The 19,309-nt window shown below is 44.2% G+C and carries 18 protein-coding genes and 4 tRNA genes; 18 read left to right on the top strand and 4 right to left on the bottom strand.

Translation table 11 applies throughout. From position 1 onward, the window contains the following. Positions 1 to 40: 40 nt before the first annotated feature. Positions 41 to 523, top strand: a complete 483-nt coding sequence (locus HMPREF9446_RS08125) for a low molecular weight protein-tyrosine-phosphatase (RefSeq protein ID WP_039968811.1) — start codon at positions 41 to 43, stop codon at positions 521 to 523. Here HMPREF9446_RS08125 and HMPREF9446_RS08130 read toward each other — a convergent pair. Both HMPREF9446_RS08130 and HMPREF9446_RS08135 read right to left on the bottom strand, forming a co-directional pair. Next, positions 520 to 1,287: a hypothetical protein gene (locus HMPREF9446_RS08130; protein WP_009125111.1), complete on the bottom strand. Its 768-nt coding sequence runs from the start codon at positions 1,285 to 1,287 to the stop codon at positions 520 to 522. The genes HMPREF9446_RS08125 and HMPREF9446_RS08130 overlap by 4 nt on opposite strands. Positions 1,288 to 1,292: 5 nt before the next feature. Continuing rightward, positions 1,293 to 3,350, bottom strand: a complete 2,058-nt coding sequence (locus HMPREF9446_RS08135) for an HD family phosphohydrolase (RefSeq protein ID WP_039968813.1) — start codon at positions 3,348 to 3,350, stop codon at positions 1,293 to 1,295. 97 nt (positions 3,351 to 3,447) lie between these two features. Here HMPREF9446_RS08135 and gltX point away from each other — a divergent pair, with 97 nt between their 5' ends. Next, a complete protein-coding gene (gltX, locus tag HMPREF9446_RS08140; protein WP_009125113.1) occupies positions 3,448 to 4,974 on the top strand; it encodes a glutamate--tRNA ligase in 1,527 nt (508 codons plus the stop codon). Between the two features lie 54 nt (positions 4,975 to 5,028). Then, a complete protein-coding gene (locus HMPREF9446_RS08145) occupies positions 5,029 to 6,249 on the top strand; it encodes a 3-deoxy-D-manno-octulosonic acid transferase (RefSeq protein ID WP_009125114.1) in 1,221 nt (406 codons plus the stop codon). Between the two features lie 45 nt (positions 6,250 to 6,294). On the opposite strand, the gene HMPREF9446_RS08150 is transcribed toward HMPREF9446_RS08145, so the two are convergent. Further along, positions 6,295 to 6,807, bottom strand: a complete 513-nt coding sequence (locus HMPREF9446_RS08150) for a gamma carbonic anhydrase family protein (protein ID WP_009125115.1) — start codon at positions 6,805 to 6,807, stop codon at positions 6,295 to 6,297. 40 nt (positions 6,808 to 6,847) lie between these two features. Beyond that, positions 6,848 to 8,635 carry an aminopeptidase P family protein gene (locus tag HMPREF9446_RS08155; RefSeq protein ID WP_009125116.1) on the bottom strand — a complete coding sequence of 596 codons (1,788 nt, stop codon included), beginning with the start codon at positions 8,633 to 8,635 and terminating at the stop codon, positions 6,848 to 6,850. A 496-nt stretch (positions 8,636 to 9,131) separates the two neighbouring features. Between HMPREF9446_RS08155 and rpsU the strand changes: the two genes are divergently transcribed. From rpsU to rpoB, 15 genes are all read left to right on the top strand, one after another. Further along, complete coding sequence (gene rpsU, locus HMPREF9446_RS08160) at positions 9,132 to 9,323, top strand: 30S ribosomal protein S21 (protein ID WP_005825735.1); 192 nt, start codon at positions 9,132 to 9,134, stop codon at positions 9,321 to 9,323. Positions 9,324 to 9,395: 72 nt separating this feature from the next. Then, positions 9,396 to 10,280: a tyrosine recombinase XerC gene (locus HMPREF9446_RS08165; RefSeq protein WP_009125117.1), complete on the top strand. Its 885-nt coding sequence runs from the start codon at positions 9,396 to 9,398 to the stop codon at positions 10,278 to 10,280. A 16-nt stretch (positions 10,281 to 10,296) separates the two neighbouring features. Next, complete coding sequence (gene hpf, locus HMPREF9446_RS08170) at positions 10,297 to 10,596, top strand: ribosome hibernation-promoting factor, HPF/YfiA family (protein ID WP_009125118.1); 300 nt, start codon at positions 10,297 to 10,299, stop codon at positions 10,594 to 10,596. A gap of 94 nt (positions 10,597 to 10,690) precedes the next feature. Further along, positions 10,691 to 10,764, top strand: a tRNA-Thr gene (locus HMPREF9446_RS08175). Positions 10,765 to 10,870: 106 nt separating this feature from the next. Further along, positions 10,871 to 10,953 (top strand) — tRNA-Tyr (locus HMPREF9446_RS08180). A 16-nt stretch (positions 10,954 to 10,969) separates the two neighbouring features. Continuing rightward, positions 10,970 to 11,041: transfer RNA gene (locus HMPREF9446_RS08185), tRNA-Thr, on the top strand. Between the two features lie 50 nt (positions 11,042 to 11,091). Next, the gene (gene tuf, locus HMPREF9446_RS08190) at positions 11,092 to 12,276 is read left to right on the top strand and encodes an elongation factor Tu (RefSeq protein WP_009125119.1); all 1,185 of its coding nucleotides are present in this window, start codon (positions 11,092 to 11,094) and stop codon (positions 12,274 to 12,276) included. Between the two features lie 56 nt (positions 12,277 to 12,332). Further along, positions 12,333 to 12,405 (top strand) — tRNA-Trp (locus HMPREF9446_RS08195). 14 nt (positions 12,406 to 12,419) lie between these two features. Then, positions 12,420 to 12,608: a preprotein translocase subunit SecE gene (gene secE, locus HMPREF9446_RS18270; protein ID WP_009125120.1), complete on the top strand. Its 189-nt coding sequence runs from the start codon at positions 12,420 to 12,422 to the stop codon at positions 12,606 to 12,608. Positions 12,609 to 12,620: 12 nt separating this feature from the next. Next, on the top strand, positions 12,621 to 13,163 hold the full coding sequence (nusG, locus tag HMPREF9446_RS08205; protein ID WP_009125121.1) for a transcription termination/antitermination protein NusG: 543 nt from the start codon (positions 12,621 to 12,623) through the stop codon (positions 13,161 to 13,163). A 57-nt stretch (positions 13,164 to 13,220) separates the two neighbouring features. Beyond that, the gene (gene rplK, locus HMPREF9446_RS08210; RefSeq protein ID WP_009125122.1) at positions 13,221 to 13,664 is read left to right on the top strand and encodes a 50S ribosomal protein L11; all 444 of its coding nucleotides are present in this window, start codon (positions 13,221 to 13,223) and stop codon (positions 13,662 to 13,664) included. Positions 13,665 to 13,679: 15 nt separating this feature from the next. After that, complete coding sequence (gene rplA / locus HMPREF9446_RS08215) at positions 13,680 to 14,378, top strand: 50S ribosomal protein L1 (protein WP_009125123.1); 699 nt, start codon at positions 13,680 to 13,682, stop codon at positions 14,376 to 14,378. Positions 14,379 to 14,393: 15 nt separating this feature from the next. Further along, entirely contained in the window at positions 14,394 to 14,915 is a 522-nt protein-coding gene (rplJ, locus tag HMPREF9446_RS08220; protein WP_009125124.1) for a 50S ribosomal protein L10, read from the top strand. A gap of 62 nt (positions 14,916 to 14,977) precedes the next feature. Further along, a complete protein-coding gene (gene rplL, locus HMPREF9446_RS08225; RefSeq protein ID WP_004291279.1) occupies positions 14,978 to 15,355 on the top strand; it encodes a 50S ribosomal protein L7/L12 in 378 nt (125 codons plus the stop codon). A gap of 105 nt (positions 15,356 to 15,460) precedes the next feature. Beyond that, complete coding sequence (rpoB, locus tag HMPREF9446_RS08230; protein WP_009125125.1) at positions 15,461 to 19,273, top strand: DNA-directed RNA polymerase subunit beta; 3,813 nt, start codon at positions 15,461 to 15,463, stop codon at positions 19,271 to 19,273. Positions 19,274 to 19,309: the final 36 nt, after the last annotated feature.

Raw genomic sequence — 19,309 nt, forward strand, 5'->3', positions numbered from 1 at the left:
TGTGAGAAAATTGAATATAAGTACTTATAAAAGATATAATATGTTGGAAAACAACGAAAAAACAAGAATACTCTTTGTCTGTTTGGGAAATATCTGCCGTTCTTCCTCTGCGGAGGGAGTAATGAAATATTTGATAGAACAGGCTGGACGTGAGAATGACTTTGTGATAGATTCTGCCGGAATTCTCTCCTATCATCAGGGGGAGCTTCCTGACAGCCGTATGCGTGCCCATGCCGCCCGTCGCGGATATGAACTGACCCATCGTTCACGTCCTGTCCGTACGGAGGATTTTTATAACTTCGACTTGATTATCGGCATGGATGATCGCAATATTGACGATTTGAAAGATCTTGCTCCTTCCGTAGAGGCATGGAGCAAGATACACCGGATGACGGAATATTGCACTAAGTTTATCCATGCAGACCATGTGCCCGACCCTTACTACGGTGGTGCCGAAGGCTTCGAGTATGTACTCGATATTCTGGAGGATGCCTGTACAGGTCTGTTGGAGAAACTGAGTTAGTGCCGGATGTCTTGGTAGAACCGCTTGTGGTCGTTTAGGCTGCATGTGGCATCTATGCCGGATGTTTTCAGCCGTTCGGCAATTTCATTTAATTTCTTTCTTGATACTCTGCCGATGTAGAACAAGCGGTAGCGGTAATCCTTGTCCAGCAGTTCCATGACATGGGTAAAGGCTTGTTCACGTGCAAAGTCGAAGTTGACCTTCCGCAAGTCCGTATAGGGATAGCGGATGCTCCTGCCCACGCTGTGAACAACCAGCGCATCTTTGTCCAGTGTCAGATAACAGAAACGGGTCATCAGCATGTTGATGAAGAAGAGGCTTAATCCAAAGGAAATGATGGCCGGAATAAATCCCCACCATACGTCACCGCTGATGGAATAATACCCTAATATCAGAAACATGAGGAACAGTACGAAGAAATAAAACATATAAAGGGACGGGCGCCGATAGGTTTCCGTAACAGGTTCTGCAACCGTAGGTTCCTGCGGTACATAATTGTCGAAAGGCACTCCCTTTGAAACCAGGAAGCGGATGACGGAAGAGGGGTGGCGGAACGGAGGCAGATAGACAACTTTGTCTCCTTTCCCTTTCAGGTGCAGGGTCAGAATGCCGGGACCGTATTTGTCCTTCGATGTCGTGGTACCTTTGTGGGACGCCTGATGGTAACGCTTCATGAAGCTGAAACTCTCGATTTGGTGTAAACCTGTCCGCTGGTTTTGCAGCAGCTGTTCGGCTCTCTTTTGTTCTTTAGCGGTCACTTCCATAGTTTTTATTTTTTTAGTTCGGGATAACTGATACGGGTATGGTAAATCGTCTTTAGCTTCTCTTTAAACACGCTTTTTATGGTAGCGATGTCCTTGAAGGTGATGGGGCATTCCTTGAAATAACCTTCCGCTACCTGTGAATCTATAATCTTATCTACCAGGCTACTGATGCTTTCTTCCGTATATTCGGGCAGGCTGCGTGAGGCTGCTTCCACGGCGTCTGCCATCATCAGGATGGCTTGTTCTTTGGTGAACGGATTCGGGCCGGGATAGGTGAAAAGTTCATCATTGGGCTCTTCTCCGGGATGCTCGTTCTTCCAGGAGATATAGAAATACTTCGTCTTTCCGCGTCCGTGATGGGTGGTGATGAAATCCTTGATTACCTTGGGCAGGTTGTTCTTTTCCGCCAATTTGATGCCGTCTGTCACGTGGCTGATGACTACCTGCGCACTTTGCTCGTAACTGAGGTTTTTATGCGGATTGACGCCTGATTGGTTTTCCGTGAAGAAAACCGGATTTTCCATCTTCCCGATGTCGTGGTACAGAGCTCCGGTACGCACCAACTGGCTTTTGGCATCAATGCTGTTGGCTGCTTCTGCAGCAAGGTTGGCTACCTGCATGGAGTGCTGGAAGGTTCCGGGGACCGTTTCGGACATGCGGCGCAGCAGGCTGTTGTTGATATTGGATAGCTCCACCAAGGTTACGTTGGAGGTAAAACCGAAAGTCTTTTCCACCAGGAAGAGTAACGGGTAAGTGAACAGGAGCAGCACGCCGTTGATGATGAAATAGGTGTACATGCTTCCATTGATTTTCGACAAATCATTTTCTGTAATCAATTCAAAGGCAAAATAGACAGCCGCATAAGTCAGTATGACAAGGAACGCCGTGCGGAACAGCTGCGAACGTTGCGAGAGTTCCCGTAAGCTGAAGATAGCCACCAATCCGGCCGAGAGTTGCAACAGGATGAATTCGTGCGGATAGCGCAGACAGATGGAGCAGATCAGTATCGTGACAGCTTGTGTAAGGAATGCCGTGCGCGAGTCAAGGAACACGCGGATAATGATGGGCAATACGGCATAGGGCAGGATATATACGTTGAATATGTTGTTTTCCACCATGAGCGCCGTTACTACGCAATAGAACATGATGAGGGTGAAAAGTAGGGAGAGGCGTCCTTTGCGTTCGTAATAATCTTTGCGGAACAGTTCGAGGTAAAGCATGAAGCACAGGATGAAAATGCTTACATACAAGATTTGCCCTACTAACATTAGACGTTTTTGCCCGATGGATTCACTGCGCTTGATAGACTCTTTTCGCAGGCTTTCAAGGATATTGTAAGTCTCTTGGCTGACAATTTCACCGCGGTCTATGATTTTCTGTCCACTGAGGACAATGCCGTTGGCCCAGGAGTAATTGTCCAGAATTTCCTTCTTGGCTGTTTCCGTGCGCTGCTCGTCATAAGTCAGGTTCGGGAATATATATTCATTCAATGAACATTGGCGGAGGATTTCCGGACGGTAGTGCAGGGTGTCGGCGGTAAGGATGTAGTTATAGGCATCTTTTACAGAATATAGCTTGTCGGCGCTTTGTTGGTTGGCAAGTTTGTCGTCGATGATCATGATGGCAGAGGTGCTGTCCTTGTGTAGCTTGGCCAGGCTTTCTGTCGAAAGGATTCCGGCACGATACACTTCCGAGAACTTTCTTTCCAGATACCGGATGTAGTCTGTGGAGGGCAATACACCACGCAGGTCGGTCTGGTAATCGTCCCTCAATTTCTTGATGATGTCTTTCTCTATGGTTTTATCCAACTGGAAATAAGGCTGGAAACGGGCAAGTATGCTGTCTTGCTCACGCTTCACTACTTGGTCATCTTTATAGATGGGAAAGTCGAAAGTGGCCATCAGCTGTCCATATTTCCAGGGTTTGTCGATGTCGAATTGGTAGTTGAATTTGCCGTCTCGTGGCAGAAAATAGACAATAACCGCCACCGTACCGGCAAATATCAGTGCTTTATAGAGCAAATCTCTAAAAGAGAATTTCTTTTTAGTCTTGAAATAACTCATATCAGTTGAAATTTTTGCGAAAAGTACAAAAAAAAACATTAGTGTGGAAAAAAAGGTTTAATTTTGCCGTCTAATTTATTTATAAGTAAGGTAGATTATGACAGAAAGAAGAGTCAGAGTCCGTTTTGCCCCGAGTCCTACGGGGGCGTTGCACATTGGTGGTGTGCGCACAGCTTTGTATAACTATCTCTTTGCGCGTCAGCATGGAGGAGATTTGATTTTCCGCATAGAAGATACTGATTCCAACCGTTTTGTGCCCGGTGCCGAAGAGTACATTTTGGAATCTTTCAAGTGGTTGGGCATTCCTTTCGATGAAGGAGTGAGTTTCGGTGGGAATCACGGTCCTTACCGTCAGTCGGAACGCCGCGAGATATACAAGAAGTATGTACAGGTGTTATTGGATGCAGGCAAGGCGTACATCGCTTTTGATACTCCGGAAGAACTGGAAGCCAAGCGCGCTGAAATAGCTAATTTCCAGTATGATGCTTCTACCCGTATGCAGATGCGCAATTCATTGACTCTTTCCAAGGAAGAAGTGGATGCCTTGATTGCAGCCGGCAAGCAGTATGTGGTGCGTTTCAAGATAGAACCGAATGAGGACGTGCATATCAATGACCTGATTCGTGGTGAAGTGGTTATCAACTCTTCCATCCTTGATGATAAGGTTCTCTATAAGTCGGCGGACGAATTGCCTACCTATCACTTGGCGAATATTGTGGATGACCATCTGATGGAAGTTTCACACGTCATTCGCGGTGAGGAGTGGTTGCCTTCCGCTCCGTTGCATGTTTTGCTGTACCGTGCTTTTGGCTGGGCGGATAGCATGCCCGCTTTTGCCCATCTGCCTCTGCTGCTGAAACCTGAAGGCAACGGCAAGTTAAGCAAGCGTGACGGTGACCGTCTCGGCTTTCCTGTTTTTCCTTTGGAATGGCATGATCCCAAGACAGGAGATGTTTCCTCGGGATACCGTGAGTCGGGGTATCTGCCCGAAGCTGTCATTAACTTTCTGGCACTTTTGGGGTGGAATCCGGGCAATGACCAGGAATTGATGTCGATGGATGAACTGGTAAAACTGTTCGACTTGAGCCATTGCAGCAAGTCAGGTGCAAAGTTTGACTATAAGAAAGGTATCTGGTTTAATCACGAGTACATCATGATGAAACCGGACGAAGAGATTGCTGCTCTGTTTCGCCCTGTGTTGAAAACCAATGGGATAGATGCAGACCGATATAGCGATGAGTTCCTTACTAAAGTAGTGTCTCTGGTGAAAGGCCGTGTCAATTTTGTGAAAGAGTTGTGGGAGCAGACCCGTTTCTTCTTCGTGGCGCCTGAAGCATATGCCGAGAAGGATGTGAAGAAACGTTGGTCGGAAGATACCCCCCGTATCATGAATGAACTGATGGACGTGCTGCGTGGCATGGATGATTTCTCGTCCAAACCTTCTGAAGACATTGTTATTGGCTGGATTACGGAGCGTGGTTATCACATGGGCAATGTAATGAATGCTTTCCGTCTGTCGGTAGTAGGAGAGTGCAAAGGACCGCACATGTTTGATATTACCGAACTGATTGGTAAGGAAGAAACACTGGCTCGTATTCAACGTGCTATCGAGACCTTAAAATAATGAGGAACTTTTATTTTTCATTCTTCATTTTTCATTCTTAATTCTGAAAGAAGTATGTTCTACGACCTGGCAATCGCTGTCTATGACATTCTGGTGCATCTGGCTGCTCCGTTTAGCCGCAAGCCTCGCAAAATGATGAAGGGCCATTGGGTGGTGTATGAACTTCTCCGTCAGCAACTGGAGAAGGATGTGCGCTATATTTGGTTCCATGCCGCTTCTTTGGGAGAATTTGAGCAAGGACGTCCGCTAATCGAGAAAATCCGTGCCAAATATCCGGATTACGGTATTCTGCTGACTTTCTTTTCACCTTCGGGTTATGAGGTCCGTAAGAACTACAGGGGGGCGGATGTGGTTTGTTATCTGCCTTTTGACAAGCCTCGTAATGTAAAGAAGTTCCTGGATATTGTGAATCCGTGTATGGCGTTCTTTATCAAGTATGAGTTTTGGAAAAACTATTTGGATGAATTGCATAAGCGCCGTATTCCGGTATATAGCGTTTCTTCCATATTCCGTCGTGGGCAGGTTTTCTTCAAGTGGTATGGCGGCACATATCGTAATGTCTTGAGGGACTTTGATCATCTGTTTGTACAGAATGAACGTTCCAAACGTTATTTGTCCAAGATTGGCATTAACCGTGCGACGGTGGTGGGTGATACCCGTTTTGACCGTGTGCTTCAGATTCGCGAAGAGGCGAAAGATCTGCCGTTAGTGGAACTTTTCAAGGACAACACCATGACTTTTGTGGCAGGAAGTTCCTGGCAGCCGGATGAAGATTTGTTTATTGAGTATTTCAACCAGCATCCTGAGTTAAAGTTGATTATCGCCCCGCATGTCATTGATGAGAATCATCTGGTAGAGATTATCCGTAAACTGAAACGTCCGTATGTACGTTATACCCGTGCCGACGAGAAGAATGTACGTAAGGCTGATTGTTTGATTATAGACTGTTTCGGTCTGCTTTCGTCTATTTACCGTTATGGTGAGATTGCTTATATCGGTGGCGGATTCGGTGTCGGTATTCATAATACATTGGAGGCCGCCGTTTATGGTATTCCCGTTGTTTTCGGGCCTAAGTACCAAAAATTTCAGGAGGCTATTCAGTTGTTGGAAGCAAAAGGCGCTTTCTCCATCAAGGATTATGAAGAACTGAAAACGTTGCTTGACCGTATGTTGGCGGATGAAGCTTTCCTGCATGAAGTGGGAATGAATGCTGGGAATTATGTAACCGGCAATGCTGGAGCTACGGATAAGATTTTGAGTATGATAAACTTCTAAAAAAATGTCTCAAAGTAGAATCGATGCTACTTTGAGACATTTTTCTTATTTATACCAGTCAGAATACATTAGGTAATTGTGTGCAATCTTCTGGTTTAGTTCCTTGGCTTGTTTTGGGTCAACTTTTTTGATAAATTTGGCAGGAACCCCTCCCCAAATACTTCCGGGTTCTATCACGGTATTGCTCAATACTAAAGAACCGGCGGCTACGATAGCCCCTTCTCCCACCACTGCGTGGTCAAGAATGGTAGAGCCCATTCCTATTAAGGCATAATCTTTGATGGTGGCTCCGTGGATAGTTACATTATGTCCTACGGAAACGTGGTTCCCTATTTCTATAGTTGATTTTTCATATAAAGTATGTAATACGCTTCCGTCTTGGATGTTTACCCCGTTCCCAATACGGATAGAATTAACGTCGCCGCGAAGTACGGTACTGAACCAAATGCTGCAGTCACGCCCCGTTTTTACATCTCCGATAATGGCTGCATTGTCTGCCAGGAAACAATTCTCTCCGAATTCGGGAGTGAATCCTCTTACTGATTTTATTAATGCCATTCTTAATTATGATTTAATGATTGTCCTAATGATTTAATGATTACTTCAATGCTTTACATGCTTCTTTCAACCATTTCCGTTCCTCATTGTTCAGGTCGGGTGACAGTTTCTCATAAACATTCCGGTGGTATTCATCCAGCCACCCTATTTCTTCTTCCGTCAGCATCTCTTTGATGATACCTTTCTTGCAGATAGGGCAAAGGGTGATTGTCTCGAACTTCAGATAGTTGCCGAACATGCCTTCTCCGGCAGGGGCAGTCAATATGAGATTTTCCGTCCGTATTCCGTGGCTGCCTGCTTTATAGACACCTGGTTCATTAGACGTAACCATTCCTGCTTGTAAAGTTACCGGATTTTCGTTCATACGGATGCTTTGAGGCCCTTCGTGCACGTTAAGGAAATGACCTACGCCATGTCCTGTTCCATGTAGGAAGTTCATACGGTACTTCCATATCGGCATGCGGGCCAGTACATCCAGTTGGGTGCCTCGTGTGCCTTCTGGAAATACGGCCATAGCCAGGTCAATGTGCCCTTTCAGGATTAATGTGTAGTCTGCTTTCTCTTCTTCGGTCAGTTTGCCCAAGGCGATAGTACGGGTGATGTCGGTAGTACCGTCTAAGTATTGTGCTCCTGAATCTAGTAGAAGAAAACTCTCGGGAAGTACCGGGATATCTGTTTCCGGAGTAGCCTCATAGTGGACGATGGCGCCATGTTCTTTGTATCCTGCGATGGTGTCAAAACTTTCGCCCATATAAAGAGGTTGTGCCGCACGGAATTCGTGCAGTTTCTTGTCTATGCTGATTTCCGTTTCTTTGCCTGTAGGCACTGCTTCCTCCAACCATTTCAGAAATTTCACTAAAGCTACTCCGTCGCGTTGCATAGCGGCATGAATGCCTGCAATTTCCTGTTCGTTGCGGATGGCTTTGAGGAGGGCTATCGGTGAACATGCATCGATAATCTGGCAGTAATCCGGTGAAATGGCTGAATAAACGGCATAGTTTGTCTTGGCGGTGTCAAGCATGATGCTGTTATAGGGCATATTTCTTAAAAAGCATTCAATCTCTTCGTAAGAGTGGATGTCGATGCCGGCCTCTTTTAAATGAGTAGAAAGTTCCCTTGTTACTTTTGGAGGCTGGATGAAAAAGTGCGCCTCCTCTTCAGTGATTAGTAGGTAGCTGACCACTACAGGGTTGCAATGCACGTCATTGCCGCGTATGTTTAATGCCCATGCTATCTCGTCCAATGCCGATACCAATAATGTTTCCGTTCCTGTCTTTTTCATTTCCTGCCGGATGGCTGCTAATTTTTCCGGACAGCTTTTTCCGGCATATTTCATTTCGTGGATGAAAGCCGGCGCCTCAGGCATGGATGGCCTGTCGGTCCATATCTCAGCCATCGGGTCGTCGATACTTTTGATAGTGATTCTATTTTGGACTAAATCGTCTTGCAGAGCCATGACTTTGGCCGTAGAAAATACTTTCCCGTCAATTCCTACTATCGTATCGGCTTCTAGATTGGTTTTTAGAAAATCCGGAATACTGGGTGTTTCGGGCAACATTTCCTTGTATAAATCTATACCGCTGCCTTCTAGTTGTTGCGCAGCCTGAAGAAAATAGCGGGAATCTGTCCATAGTCCTGCTTTCTTGGCTGTGATAACCACTGTGCCTGCCGAACCTGTAAATCCCGATATCCACTCCCTTGATTTCCAGTGTGGTGCTACATATTCGCTTAAGTGCGGGTCGGTGCTGGGGATAATGAAAGCGTCAATACCTTCTCTTTTTAGTAATGCTCGTAGAGCATCTATACGTTGATTGATTGGTTGGTTCATACTACTTATATATTATATTGTTTGGTTATTGTATTGTTCAGCTCTATTATATTTCATACTGTTTATAGTGATATAGATTCTTTTAGTTCTCCAAAGTTACTTACTTTCCTTCAATAATCCGGCAGGCAATCTGTATTTTATTTAACCTTCATGGCTCGTGCCATATTATTCTTATTGCACTTGAACGATAATTCGATAGTTTGCCGAGATTTCCGCACTCGTCAGGGCTTGCTATCCTGGAGTTGCTGGAGAACCTCTTCTTCTTGCATGTATAAGCGGGCGGAAGCTCCGACAAACTTAGGATGACGGGTATGTTGGCAGTTTGAAGGTGAACCTGGTGTAAATCTGTAGTGCACTAAATTCCCGTTTAGGAGGTTATGCGGATAATTATATTGTTTTTTTTGCCGAAAGTTTTGTGAATAAAGAAAGTATGTGTAATTTTGCGGCTCAATTTAATCGTGAGATTTTTAAACATTAACATTTTAAAAGAAAGAAAATGATTGTAGTACCTGTAAAAGAAGGCGAAAACATTGAAAAAGCGCTGAAGAAGTTCAAAAGAAAATTTGAAAAGACTGGCACAGTTAAGGAATTGAGACGCAGACAGCAGTTTGATAAACCGTCTGTAACTAAAAGACTTAAGAAAGAACGTGCCGTTTACGTTCAACAACTTCAGCAAGTAGAAGATTAATAATTCGTAATTTCCTTTGAATTATTGAATTCTTTTTCATACATTCGTTGCATGATTTAGATATGTAGCGATATGTTGTTGACAGATTCTTTTCTTGATTATCTTCTGTATGAACGGAATTACTCCGAAGGCACGGTCAAGTACTATCGGTCGGATATTCTTGAACTGCAGGATTTCGGGAAAGAAATGTTGGGAGATTTAACTCCGTCGGACATAGATGCGGAACTGGTTCGTGAATGGATTGCTTCCTTGATGGACAGAGGTTGTGCTTCTAGTACGATAAACCGAAAGCTAAGTTCTATCCGTGCTTATTATAAGTTTCTCTTGAGGAGAGGGGAGGTTGCGGTAGATCCGTTGCGGAAAATAACGGGTCCTAAGAAGAAAAAACCGCTACCTGTGTTTCTGCGAGAAGGGGAAATGGATAAGCTTTTGGATGATACGGACTTTGGCGAGGGATTTGAAGGTTGTCGAAACCACTTGATTATTGAAATGTTTTATGCTACGGGCATGCGGCTTTCGGAATTAATAGGGTTAGACGACAAAGATGTTGATTATTCCGCTTCTCTCATTAAGGTGACGGGAAAAAGAAATAAGCAGCGTCTGATACCTTTTGATGAAGAGTTGAAGTTTTCCATGCAAGAATATGTCAATGTGCGGAATGAAACGATTCCGGTTCGCTCGGATGCTTTTTTTGTCCGGGAGAATGGAAAAAGACTTTACCGTAGTATCGTAGCATACCTTGTGAAACGAAACCTTTCGAAGGTAGTGACTGTAAAAAAAAGAAGCCCTCACGTGTTGAGGCATACCTTTGCGACGGCTATGCTGAACAATGGTGCTGATTTGGGTTCTATAAAAGAACTTCTCGGGCACGAGAGTCTGGCGACTACGGAAGTTTACACGCATACTACTTTTGAAGAACTTAAAAAAGTGTATAATCAGGCCCACCCTCGGGCTTAAAGAAAAGGAGGTAAGTATGGATGTAAGAATTCAAGCGATTCACTTTGATGCGTCAGAGCAATTGGAAGCCTTTATTATGAAAAAGGTAGCCAAGTTGGAGAAGTATTACGATGATATAAAGAAAGTAGAGGTGTCATTAAAGGTAGTAAAGCCAGAAACAGCCGGAAATAAAGATGCAGGGGTGAAATTGTTGGTTCCCAATGATGAGCTTTATGCAAACAAGGTTTGTGATACGTTTGAAGAAGCAATAGATTTGTGTCTGGAAGCTTTGGAAAAACAGCTGGTTAAGTACAAGGAAAAACAACGGAGCAAATAATTTTCCGCTAAAATTTTGCGGGTAAAAAATAAATGTCTAAATTTGCAGCCGTTTCGCTCGCACTATGAACGTTACGGTTGCATTTTTTAAGTTTGCCTCTTTAGCTCAGTTGGCCAGAGCACGTGATTTGTAATCTCGGGGTCGTTGGTTCGAATCCGACAAGAGGCTCGAAGAAGAACGAAAAATTAAGAATTAAAAATGAAGTTAGGAAATGAGTCCGTTTTCATTCTCTTTTTTATTCTTTCATTGGTGATTTTTGATTTTATGGAATAATGGGCAAATACCAGAGTGGCCAAATGGGGCAGACTGTAAATCTGCTGGCTTACGCCTTCGGTGGTTCGAATCCATCTTTGCCCACACTCTTATTCTCCTTGCTGTTATAGCTCAGCGGTAGAGCACTTCCTTGGTAAGGAAGAGGTCCCGGGTTCAAGTCCCGGTAACAGCTCATAATGATGTAAAAGCTGATTATTAATCAAATAAATAACAAGTAAAGCTATGGCTAAAGAGAAATTCGAACGTACCAAACCGCACGTAAACATTGGTACAATTGGTCACGTTGACCACGGTAAAACCACGTTGACTGCTGCTATCACTACAGTGTTGGGCAAAAAAGGTTTTTCTGAAGTAAAATCATTCGATCAGATTGATAACGCTCCGGAAGAAAAGGAAAGAGGTATCACTATCAATACTTCACACGTAGAGTATGAAACAGCTAACCGTCACTACGCTCACGTTGACTGCCCGGGTCACGCTGACTACGTAAAGAACATGGTTACTGGTGCTGCTCAGATGGACGGTGCTATCATTGTAGTTGCTGCTACTGATGGTCCGATGCCTCAGACTCGTGAGCATATCCTGTTGGCTCGTCAGGTAAACGTACCGAGACTGGTTGTATTTATGAACAAGTGCGACATGGTGGATGACCCCGAAATGTTGGAACTTGTTGAAATGGAAATGCGTGAATTACTTTCTGCATACGAATTTGATGGTGACAACACTCCGTTTATTCAAGGTTCAGCTCTTGGTGCATTGAACGGCGTTGAAAAGTGGGAAGACAAAGTTATGGAACTGATGGATGCAGTTGATAACTGGATTCCTCTGCCTCCGCGTGATGTTGATAAACCGTTCTTGATGCCGGTTGAAGACGTATTCTCAATCACAGGTCGTGGTACCGTAGCTACTGGTCGTATCGAAGCTGGTATTATCCATGTAGGTGACGAAGTTGAAATCCTCGGTTTGGGTGAAGACAAGAAATCAGTTGTAACTGGTGTTGAAATGTTCCGCAAATTGTTGGATCAAGGTGAAGCCGGTGACAACGTAGGTCTGCTGCTCCGTGGTATTGACAAGAACGAAATCAAACGTGGTATGGTTCTTTGTAAACCGGGTCAGATTAAGCCTCACTCTAAATTCAAAGCTTCTATCTATGTTTTGAAAAAAGAAGAAGGTGGTCGTCATACTCCGTTCCACAACAAATATCGTCCTCAATTCTACCTGCGTACTATGGACTGTACAGGTGAAATCACTCTTCCGGAAGGAACTGAGATGGTAATGCCGGGCGATAACGTGGAAATCAACGTAGAACTGATCTATCCGGTAGCATTGAACGTAGGTTTGCGTTTCGCTATCCGTGAAGGTGGTCGTACGGTGGGTTCTGGTCAGATTACTGAAATCTACGACTAATAACCAAATATATCTTAATCAGTTCCCGGTGATTATCGGGAACTGATTATGTTCAAACGGGAGTAGCTCAGTTGGTAGAGCACCGGTCTCCAAAACCGGGTGTCGGGAGTTCGAGCCTCTCCTCCCGTGCTAATATTTTTGAAATGAAGAAGATTGTAGCTTATTTTAAAGAAACTTACGACGAACTTGTTCATAAAGTGTCGTGGCCTACGTATTCTGAACTTACTAACAGTGCAGTAGTTGTTTTATATGCTTCCCTGCTTATTGCGCTGGTGGTATTTGCGATGGACTTCTGTTTCCAGAATTTAATGGAATTTATTTATCCACATTAAAATTAAGGAGAAATGTCTGAGATTGAAAAGAAATGGTACGTACTGCGTGCTATTAGCGGAAAAGAAGCTAAGGTAAAGGAATACCTTGAAGCTGATATTAAAAACAGCGACCTTGGTGATTACGTGTCTCAGGTATTGATTCCTACCGAAAAGGTGTATCAGGTTCGCAATGGTAAAAAAATTGTGAAAGAGAGAAGTTATCTCCCTGGTTACGTTTTGGTGGAGGCTGCTCTGGTAGGTGAGGTCGCTCATCACTTGAGAAATACTCCTAATGTGATAGGATTCTTGGGTGGATCGGATAAACCCGTCCCCTTGAGACAGTCGGAAGTGAATCGCATACTTGGTACAGTTGACGAATTACAGGAAGCAGGTGAAGACTTGAATATCCCGTATGTAGTCGGCGAGACTGTAAAGGTGAATTATGGTCCGTTCACAGGATTCAGTGGAATCATTGAAGAGGTGAACACCGAGAAGAAGAAGCTGAAAGTCATGGTTAAGATATTCGGACGGAAGACTCCGCTTGAATTGGGCTTTATGCAAGTTGAAAAAGAATAGTGCAGGTGTTACGCTGTAGTATTCTTCATTAATGTTTATATATAAATCAATTAGAAAATGGCTAAAGAAGTTGCTGGACTAATCAAATTACAGATTAAAGGAGGCGCGGCAAACCCATCACCCCCGGTAGGACCTGCATTGGGTTCCAAGGGAATCAACATCATGGAGTTTTGCAAGCAATTCAACGCCAGAACCCAAGACAAGGCAGGGAAAATCCTTCCTGTCATTATCACTTACTACGCAGATAAGTCTTTCGATTTTGTAATCAAGACTCCTCCCGTGGCTATCCAGTTATTGGAAGTGACGAAGCAAAAGAGTGGTTCTGCTGAGCCTAATCGTAAGAAAATTGCCGAGATTACTTGGGAACAGGTTCGTACGATTGCTCAGGACAAAATGGTTGACTTAAACTGTTTCACTGTAGAAGCTGCCATGAAGATGGTTGCAGGTACAGCTCGTAGTATGGGTATCGCTGTAAAAGGGGAGTTCCCGGTTAATAACTAATAAACTTCAATTAGAATGGGTAAACTGACAAAAAATCAAAAGTTGGCTGCAGAAAAAATTGAAGCAGGGAAAGCATACTCTCTCAAAGAGGCTTCTCAGTTGGTAAAAGAAATCTCTTTTACTAAGTTTGACGCTTCTCTGGATATCGACGTACGTTTGGGCGTTGACCCGCGTAAGGCTAACCAGATGGTGAGAGGTGTTGTATCACTTCCTCACGGTACTGGTAAGGTTGTACGTGTTTTGGTGCTTTGTACACCGGATGCTGAAGCTGCTGCAAAAGAAGCCGGAGCTGACTATGTTGGTCTTGACGAATATATTGAAAAGATCAAGGGTGGATGGACTGATATTGATGTGATCATCACTATGCCGTCTATCATGGGTAAGATTGGTGCGCTCGGTCGTGTGCTCGGTCCTCGTGGATTGATGCCTAATCCGAAGAGTGGCACTGTAACTATGGATGTTGCTAAAGCTGTGAAAGAAGTAAAACAAGGAAAGATCGACTTCAAGGTTGACAAGAGTGGTATTGTTCATACTTCTATCGGTAAAGTTTCATTTAGTGCTGATCAAATTCGTGACAATGCGAAAGAATTCATCTCTACTTTGAATAAATTGAAACCGACTGCAGCCAAGGGTACATATATTAAGAGTATTTATCTTTCTAGCACGATGAGTGCGGGCATCAAGATTGACCCGAAAACAGTAGAAGAAATCTAATAAAACGGAGTAATAATGAGAAAGGAAGATAAAAGTACGATTATTGAGCAGATTGCTGCTACAGTGAAGGAATACGGTCACTTTTACCTGGTAGATACTACTGCTATGAATGCCGCTGCTACAAGCGAGCTGAGAAGAGAATGTTTCAAGGCTGACATCAAGTTGATGGTGGTTAAGAACACTCTGCTTCACAAAGCATTGGAAAGCCTGGAAGAGGATTATTCTCCGCTTTATGATTCAATGAAAGGTACAACAGCCGTAATGTTCAGCAACGTTGCGAACGCTCCGGCCAAGTTGATCAAGGATAAATCAAAGAACGGAATCCCCGGACTGAAAGCTGCTTATGCAGAAGAAGGCTTCTATATTGGTGCTGACCAATTGGATGCTCTCGTTAGTATTAAGAGCAAGAACGAAGTTATTGCCGAAATTGTTGCCTTGTTGCAATCACCGGCCAAAAATGTTATTTCTGCTCTGCAATCAGGTGGTAACACCCTCCACGGAGTTCTCAAGACTCTTGGTGAACGTCCCGAAGCGTAAATTTCGGACCAAAATTTATTATCAATTTATTTAGTATTTAAACAATTAAAAATCATACAAAAATGGCAGATTTGAAAGCTTTTGCAGAACAATTAGTTAACTTGACAGTAAAAGAAGTTAATGAACTTGCAACCATCCTGAAAGAAGAATACGGTATTGAACCTGCTGCTGCAGCTGTTGCTGTTGCTGCTGGTCCTGCAGCTGGTGGTGCTGCTGCCGCAGAAGAAAAGACTTCTTTCGACGTAGTATTGAAGAGCGCTGGTTCAGCAAAACTTCAGGTAGTTAAAGCCGTTAAGGAAGCTTGCGGTCTTGGCTTGAAGGAAGCTAAAGATATGGTGGACGGTGCTCCGAGCGTAGTAAAAGAAGGTTTGGCTAAGGACGAAGCAGAATCATTGAAGAAAACATTGGAAGAAGCTGGAGCTGAAGTTGAACTTAAATAACATTTACCTGTAAATCAGGTCATTCGGTAAGGAACCCTTCGTGAAAAGGGTTCTTTACCTTTTTGTGTATATATTTCAAATTAAGTTCTACAAATCCATTAACAGATGTCTTCAAATACTGTAAATCAAAGAGTTAATTTTGCTTCGACTAAGAATCCGCTCGAATATCCGGATTTCCTGGAAGTACAATTGAAGTCATTCAAAGACTTTTTACAACTGGATACCCCACCCGAGAAGCGTAGGAACGAGGGATTGTATAAAGTATTTGCTGAAAACTTCCCCATTGCCGATACAAGAAATAATTTTGTTCTTGAGTTTTTGGACTACTATATTGATCCGCCGCGTTATACCATTGATGAATGTATAGAGCGAGGGCTTACATATAGTGTACCCTTAAAGGCTAAATTGAAATTATATTGTACCGATCCCGACCACGAAGATTTTGATACGGTTATCCAGGATGTATTTCTTGGACCCATCCCTTACATGACGGATAAAGCGACATTCGTTATCAACGGTGCGGAACGTGTGGTTGTATCTCAGCTTCACCGTTCACCGGGTGTATTCTTCGGGCAGAGCGTTCATGCTAACGGTACCAAGTTGTACTCGGCCCGTATCATCCCGTTCAAGGGCTCATGGATTGAATTCGCTACGGATATTAACAATGTCATGTATGCATACATTGACCGTAAGAAGAAATTGCCCGTAACAACATTGTTGAGAGCCATTGGTTTCGAGAATGATAAGGATATTCTTGAAATCTTTAATCTGGCCGAAGACGTGAAGGTGAACAAGACGAATCTCAAGAAGATTGTAGGTCGTAAGTTAGCTGCACGTGTTTTGAAGACATGGATTGAGGATTTTGTAGATGAAGATACCGGTGAAGTTGTTTCTATCGAGCGTAACGAAGTGGTTATTGACCGTGAAACTGTTATTGAGCCGGAGCATGTTGACATCATATTAGAGTCGGGCGTTCAGAACATCCTCGTACACAAGGAAGAACCGAATCAGTCTGACTACTCTATTATATATAATACTTTGCAGAAGGACCCGAGTAACTCGGAAAAAGAAGCTGTACTTTACATCTACCGTCAGTTGCGTAATGCGGATCCTGCCGATGATGCCAGTGCGCGCGAGGTTATCAACAACCTGTTCTTCTCGGAAAAGAGATATGACTTGGGCGATGTAGGTCGTTACCGTATTAACAGGAAGTTGAACTTAACAACCGATATGGACGTGCGTGTCCTCACCAAGGAAGATATTATTGAAATTATCAAATATCTGATTGAGTTGATTAACTCGAAAGCAGATGTGGACGATATTGACCACTTGAGCAACCGTCGTGTACGTACCGTAGGCGAACAGTTGTCCAATCAGTTTGCTATCGGTTTGGCACGTATGTCACGTACTATCCGTGAGCGTATGAACGTTCGTGACAATGAGGTTTTCACTCCGATTGATTTGATTAACGCCAAGACTATTTCTTCCGTTATCAATTCTTTCTTCGGAACGAATGCCTTGTCACAGTTCATGGACCAAACCAACCCATTGGCTGAGATTACTCACAAACGTCGTATGTCTGCGCTGGGGCCTGGTGGTTTGTCACGTGAACGTGCTGGTTTCGAGGTGCGTGACGTGCATTATACACACTATGGCCGTCTTTGTCCTATTGAGACTCCTGAAGGCCCGAATATTGGTTTGATATCTTCACTCTGTGTGTTCGCCAAGATTAATGAATTAGGTTTCATTGAAACTCCTTATCGCAAGGTAGCAAACGGCAAGGTGGATCTTTCTGGCGAAGGATTGGTTTACTTGACTGCCGAAGAGGAAGAGGCCAAGATTATCGCTCAGGGTAATGCCCCGCTGAATGATGACGGTACTTTCGTTCGTGATAAAGTAAAGGCTCGTCAGGATGCCGATTATCCGGTGGTGACTCCGGATGAAGTAGAACTGATGGATGTATCTCCTCAGCAGATTGCCTCTATTGCTGCTTCTTTGATTCCGTTCTTGGAGCATGACGATGCTAACCGTGCATTGATGGGATCAAATATGATGCGCCAGGCAGTTCCTTTGTTGAAGAGTGAAGCTCCGGTGGTGGGTACAGGTATCGAACGTCAGTTGGCACGTGATTCCCGCACGCAGATTACTGCAGAGGGTGACGGTGTGGTTGAATTCGTAGATGCCACTACTATCCGCATTCTGTATGATCGTACGGAAGAGGAAGAGTTCGTAAGCTTTGAGTCTGCATTAAAAGAATATAGTATTCCCAAGTGGCGTCGTACCAATCAGAACATGACTATCGACCTCCGTCCAATTTGCGAAAAAGGTCAACGTGTGACGGCTGGGCAGATTCTGACCGAGGGTTATTCTACCGAAGACGGAGAATTGGCTTTGGGTAAGAACTTGTTGGTTGCCTACATGCCGTGGAAGGGATATAACTATGAGGATGCTATTGTATTGAATGAACGTGTGGTTCGTGAAGACCTTTTGACTTCAGTCCATGTAGAAGAATATTCTTTGGAGGTTCGTGAGACGAAGCGTGGTATGGAAGAGTTGACTTCCGATATTCCTAACGTGAGTGAGGAAGCCACGAAAGATCTTGACGAGAACGGTATTGTTCGGGTAGGTGCCCGCATTGAACCGGGTGATATCCTTATCGGTAAGATTACTCCGAAAGGTGAGTCCGATCCTTCTCCTGAAGAAAAGTTGCTTCGTGCTATCTTCGGTGACAAGGCAGGTGATGTAAAGGATGCGTCCTTGAAGGCTTCTCCTTCTTTGAAGGGTGTGATTATCGGTAAGCGTCTGTTCTCACGTGTCATCAAGACACGCAGTTCCAAACTGGCGGACAAAGCGCTGTTGCCGAAGATTGACGATGAATTCGACGCTAAGGTAGGCGAATTGAAAAAAGTGTTGGTGAACAAGCTGTTGAAGCTCACCGAGAACTATACTTCAGAAGGCGTGAAAGACTATATGGGTGCAGATGTCATCTCTAAGGGTGCCAAGTTCTCTGCGTCAGATTTCAGTGATTTGGACTTCACAGCCATCCAGTTGAGTAATTGGACTAAAGATGAGCATACCAATGGTTTGATTCGTGCCTTGGTAATGAACTTTATCAAGAAATATAAAGAACTTGATGCCGAGTTGAAGCGTAAGAAATTCGCTATCACTATCGGTGACGAACTACCTGCAGGTATCATTCAGATGGCGAAGGTTTACATCGCCAAGAAACGTAAGATCGGTGTGGGTGATAAGATGGCCGGTCGCCACGGTAACAAAGGTATCGTTTCACGTGTAGTACGTCAGGAAGACATGCCGTTCTTGGCTGACGGTACCCCGGTGGATATTGTGTTGAATCCGTTGGGTGTGCCTTCACGTATGAACATCGGTCAGATTTTTGAGGCTGTTCTGGGTCGTGCCGGTAAGAAGTTGGGCGTGAAGTTTGCCACTCCTATCTTTGACGGTGCATCTTTGGATGATTTGAACGAGTGGACAGACAAAGCAGGACTTCCCCGTTACGGTAAGACCACGTTGTATGACGGAGGTACCGGTGAGGCATTCGAGCAGCAGGCTACGGTTGGTGTGACATACATGTTGAAACTCGGTCACATGGTTGAAGACAAGATGCATGCACGTTCCATTGGTCCGTATTCACTTATTACACAACAGCCGTTGGGTGGTAAGGCACAGTTTGGTGGTCAGCGATTCGGAGAAATGGAAGTTTGGGCACTTGAAGCTTTCGGTGCCGCACACATTCTGCAGGAAATCCTGACTATCAAGTCCGATGACGTAGTTGGACGTTCCAAGGCTTATGAAGCCATCGTGAAGGGCGAACCAATGCCGGCTCCCGGTATTCCGGAATCCCTGAACGTATTGCTGCACGAGTTGAGAGGTTTGGGCTTAAGCATCAACCTTGAATAAACGGAAAGAATTTTTAATTGTCAATTATCAATTAAT

This window comes from Bacteroides fluxus YIT 12057, assembly GCF_000195635.1.
Classification (GTDB): Bacteria; Bacteroidota; Bacteroidia; order Bacteroidales; family Bacteroidaceae; genus Bacteroides; species Bacteroides fluxus.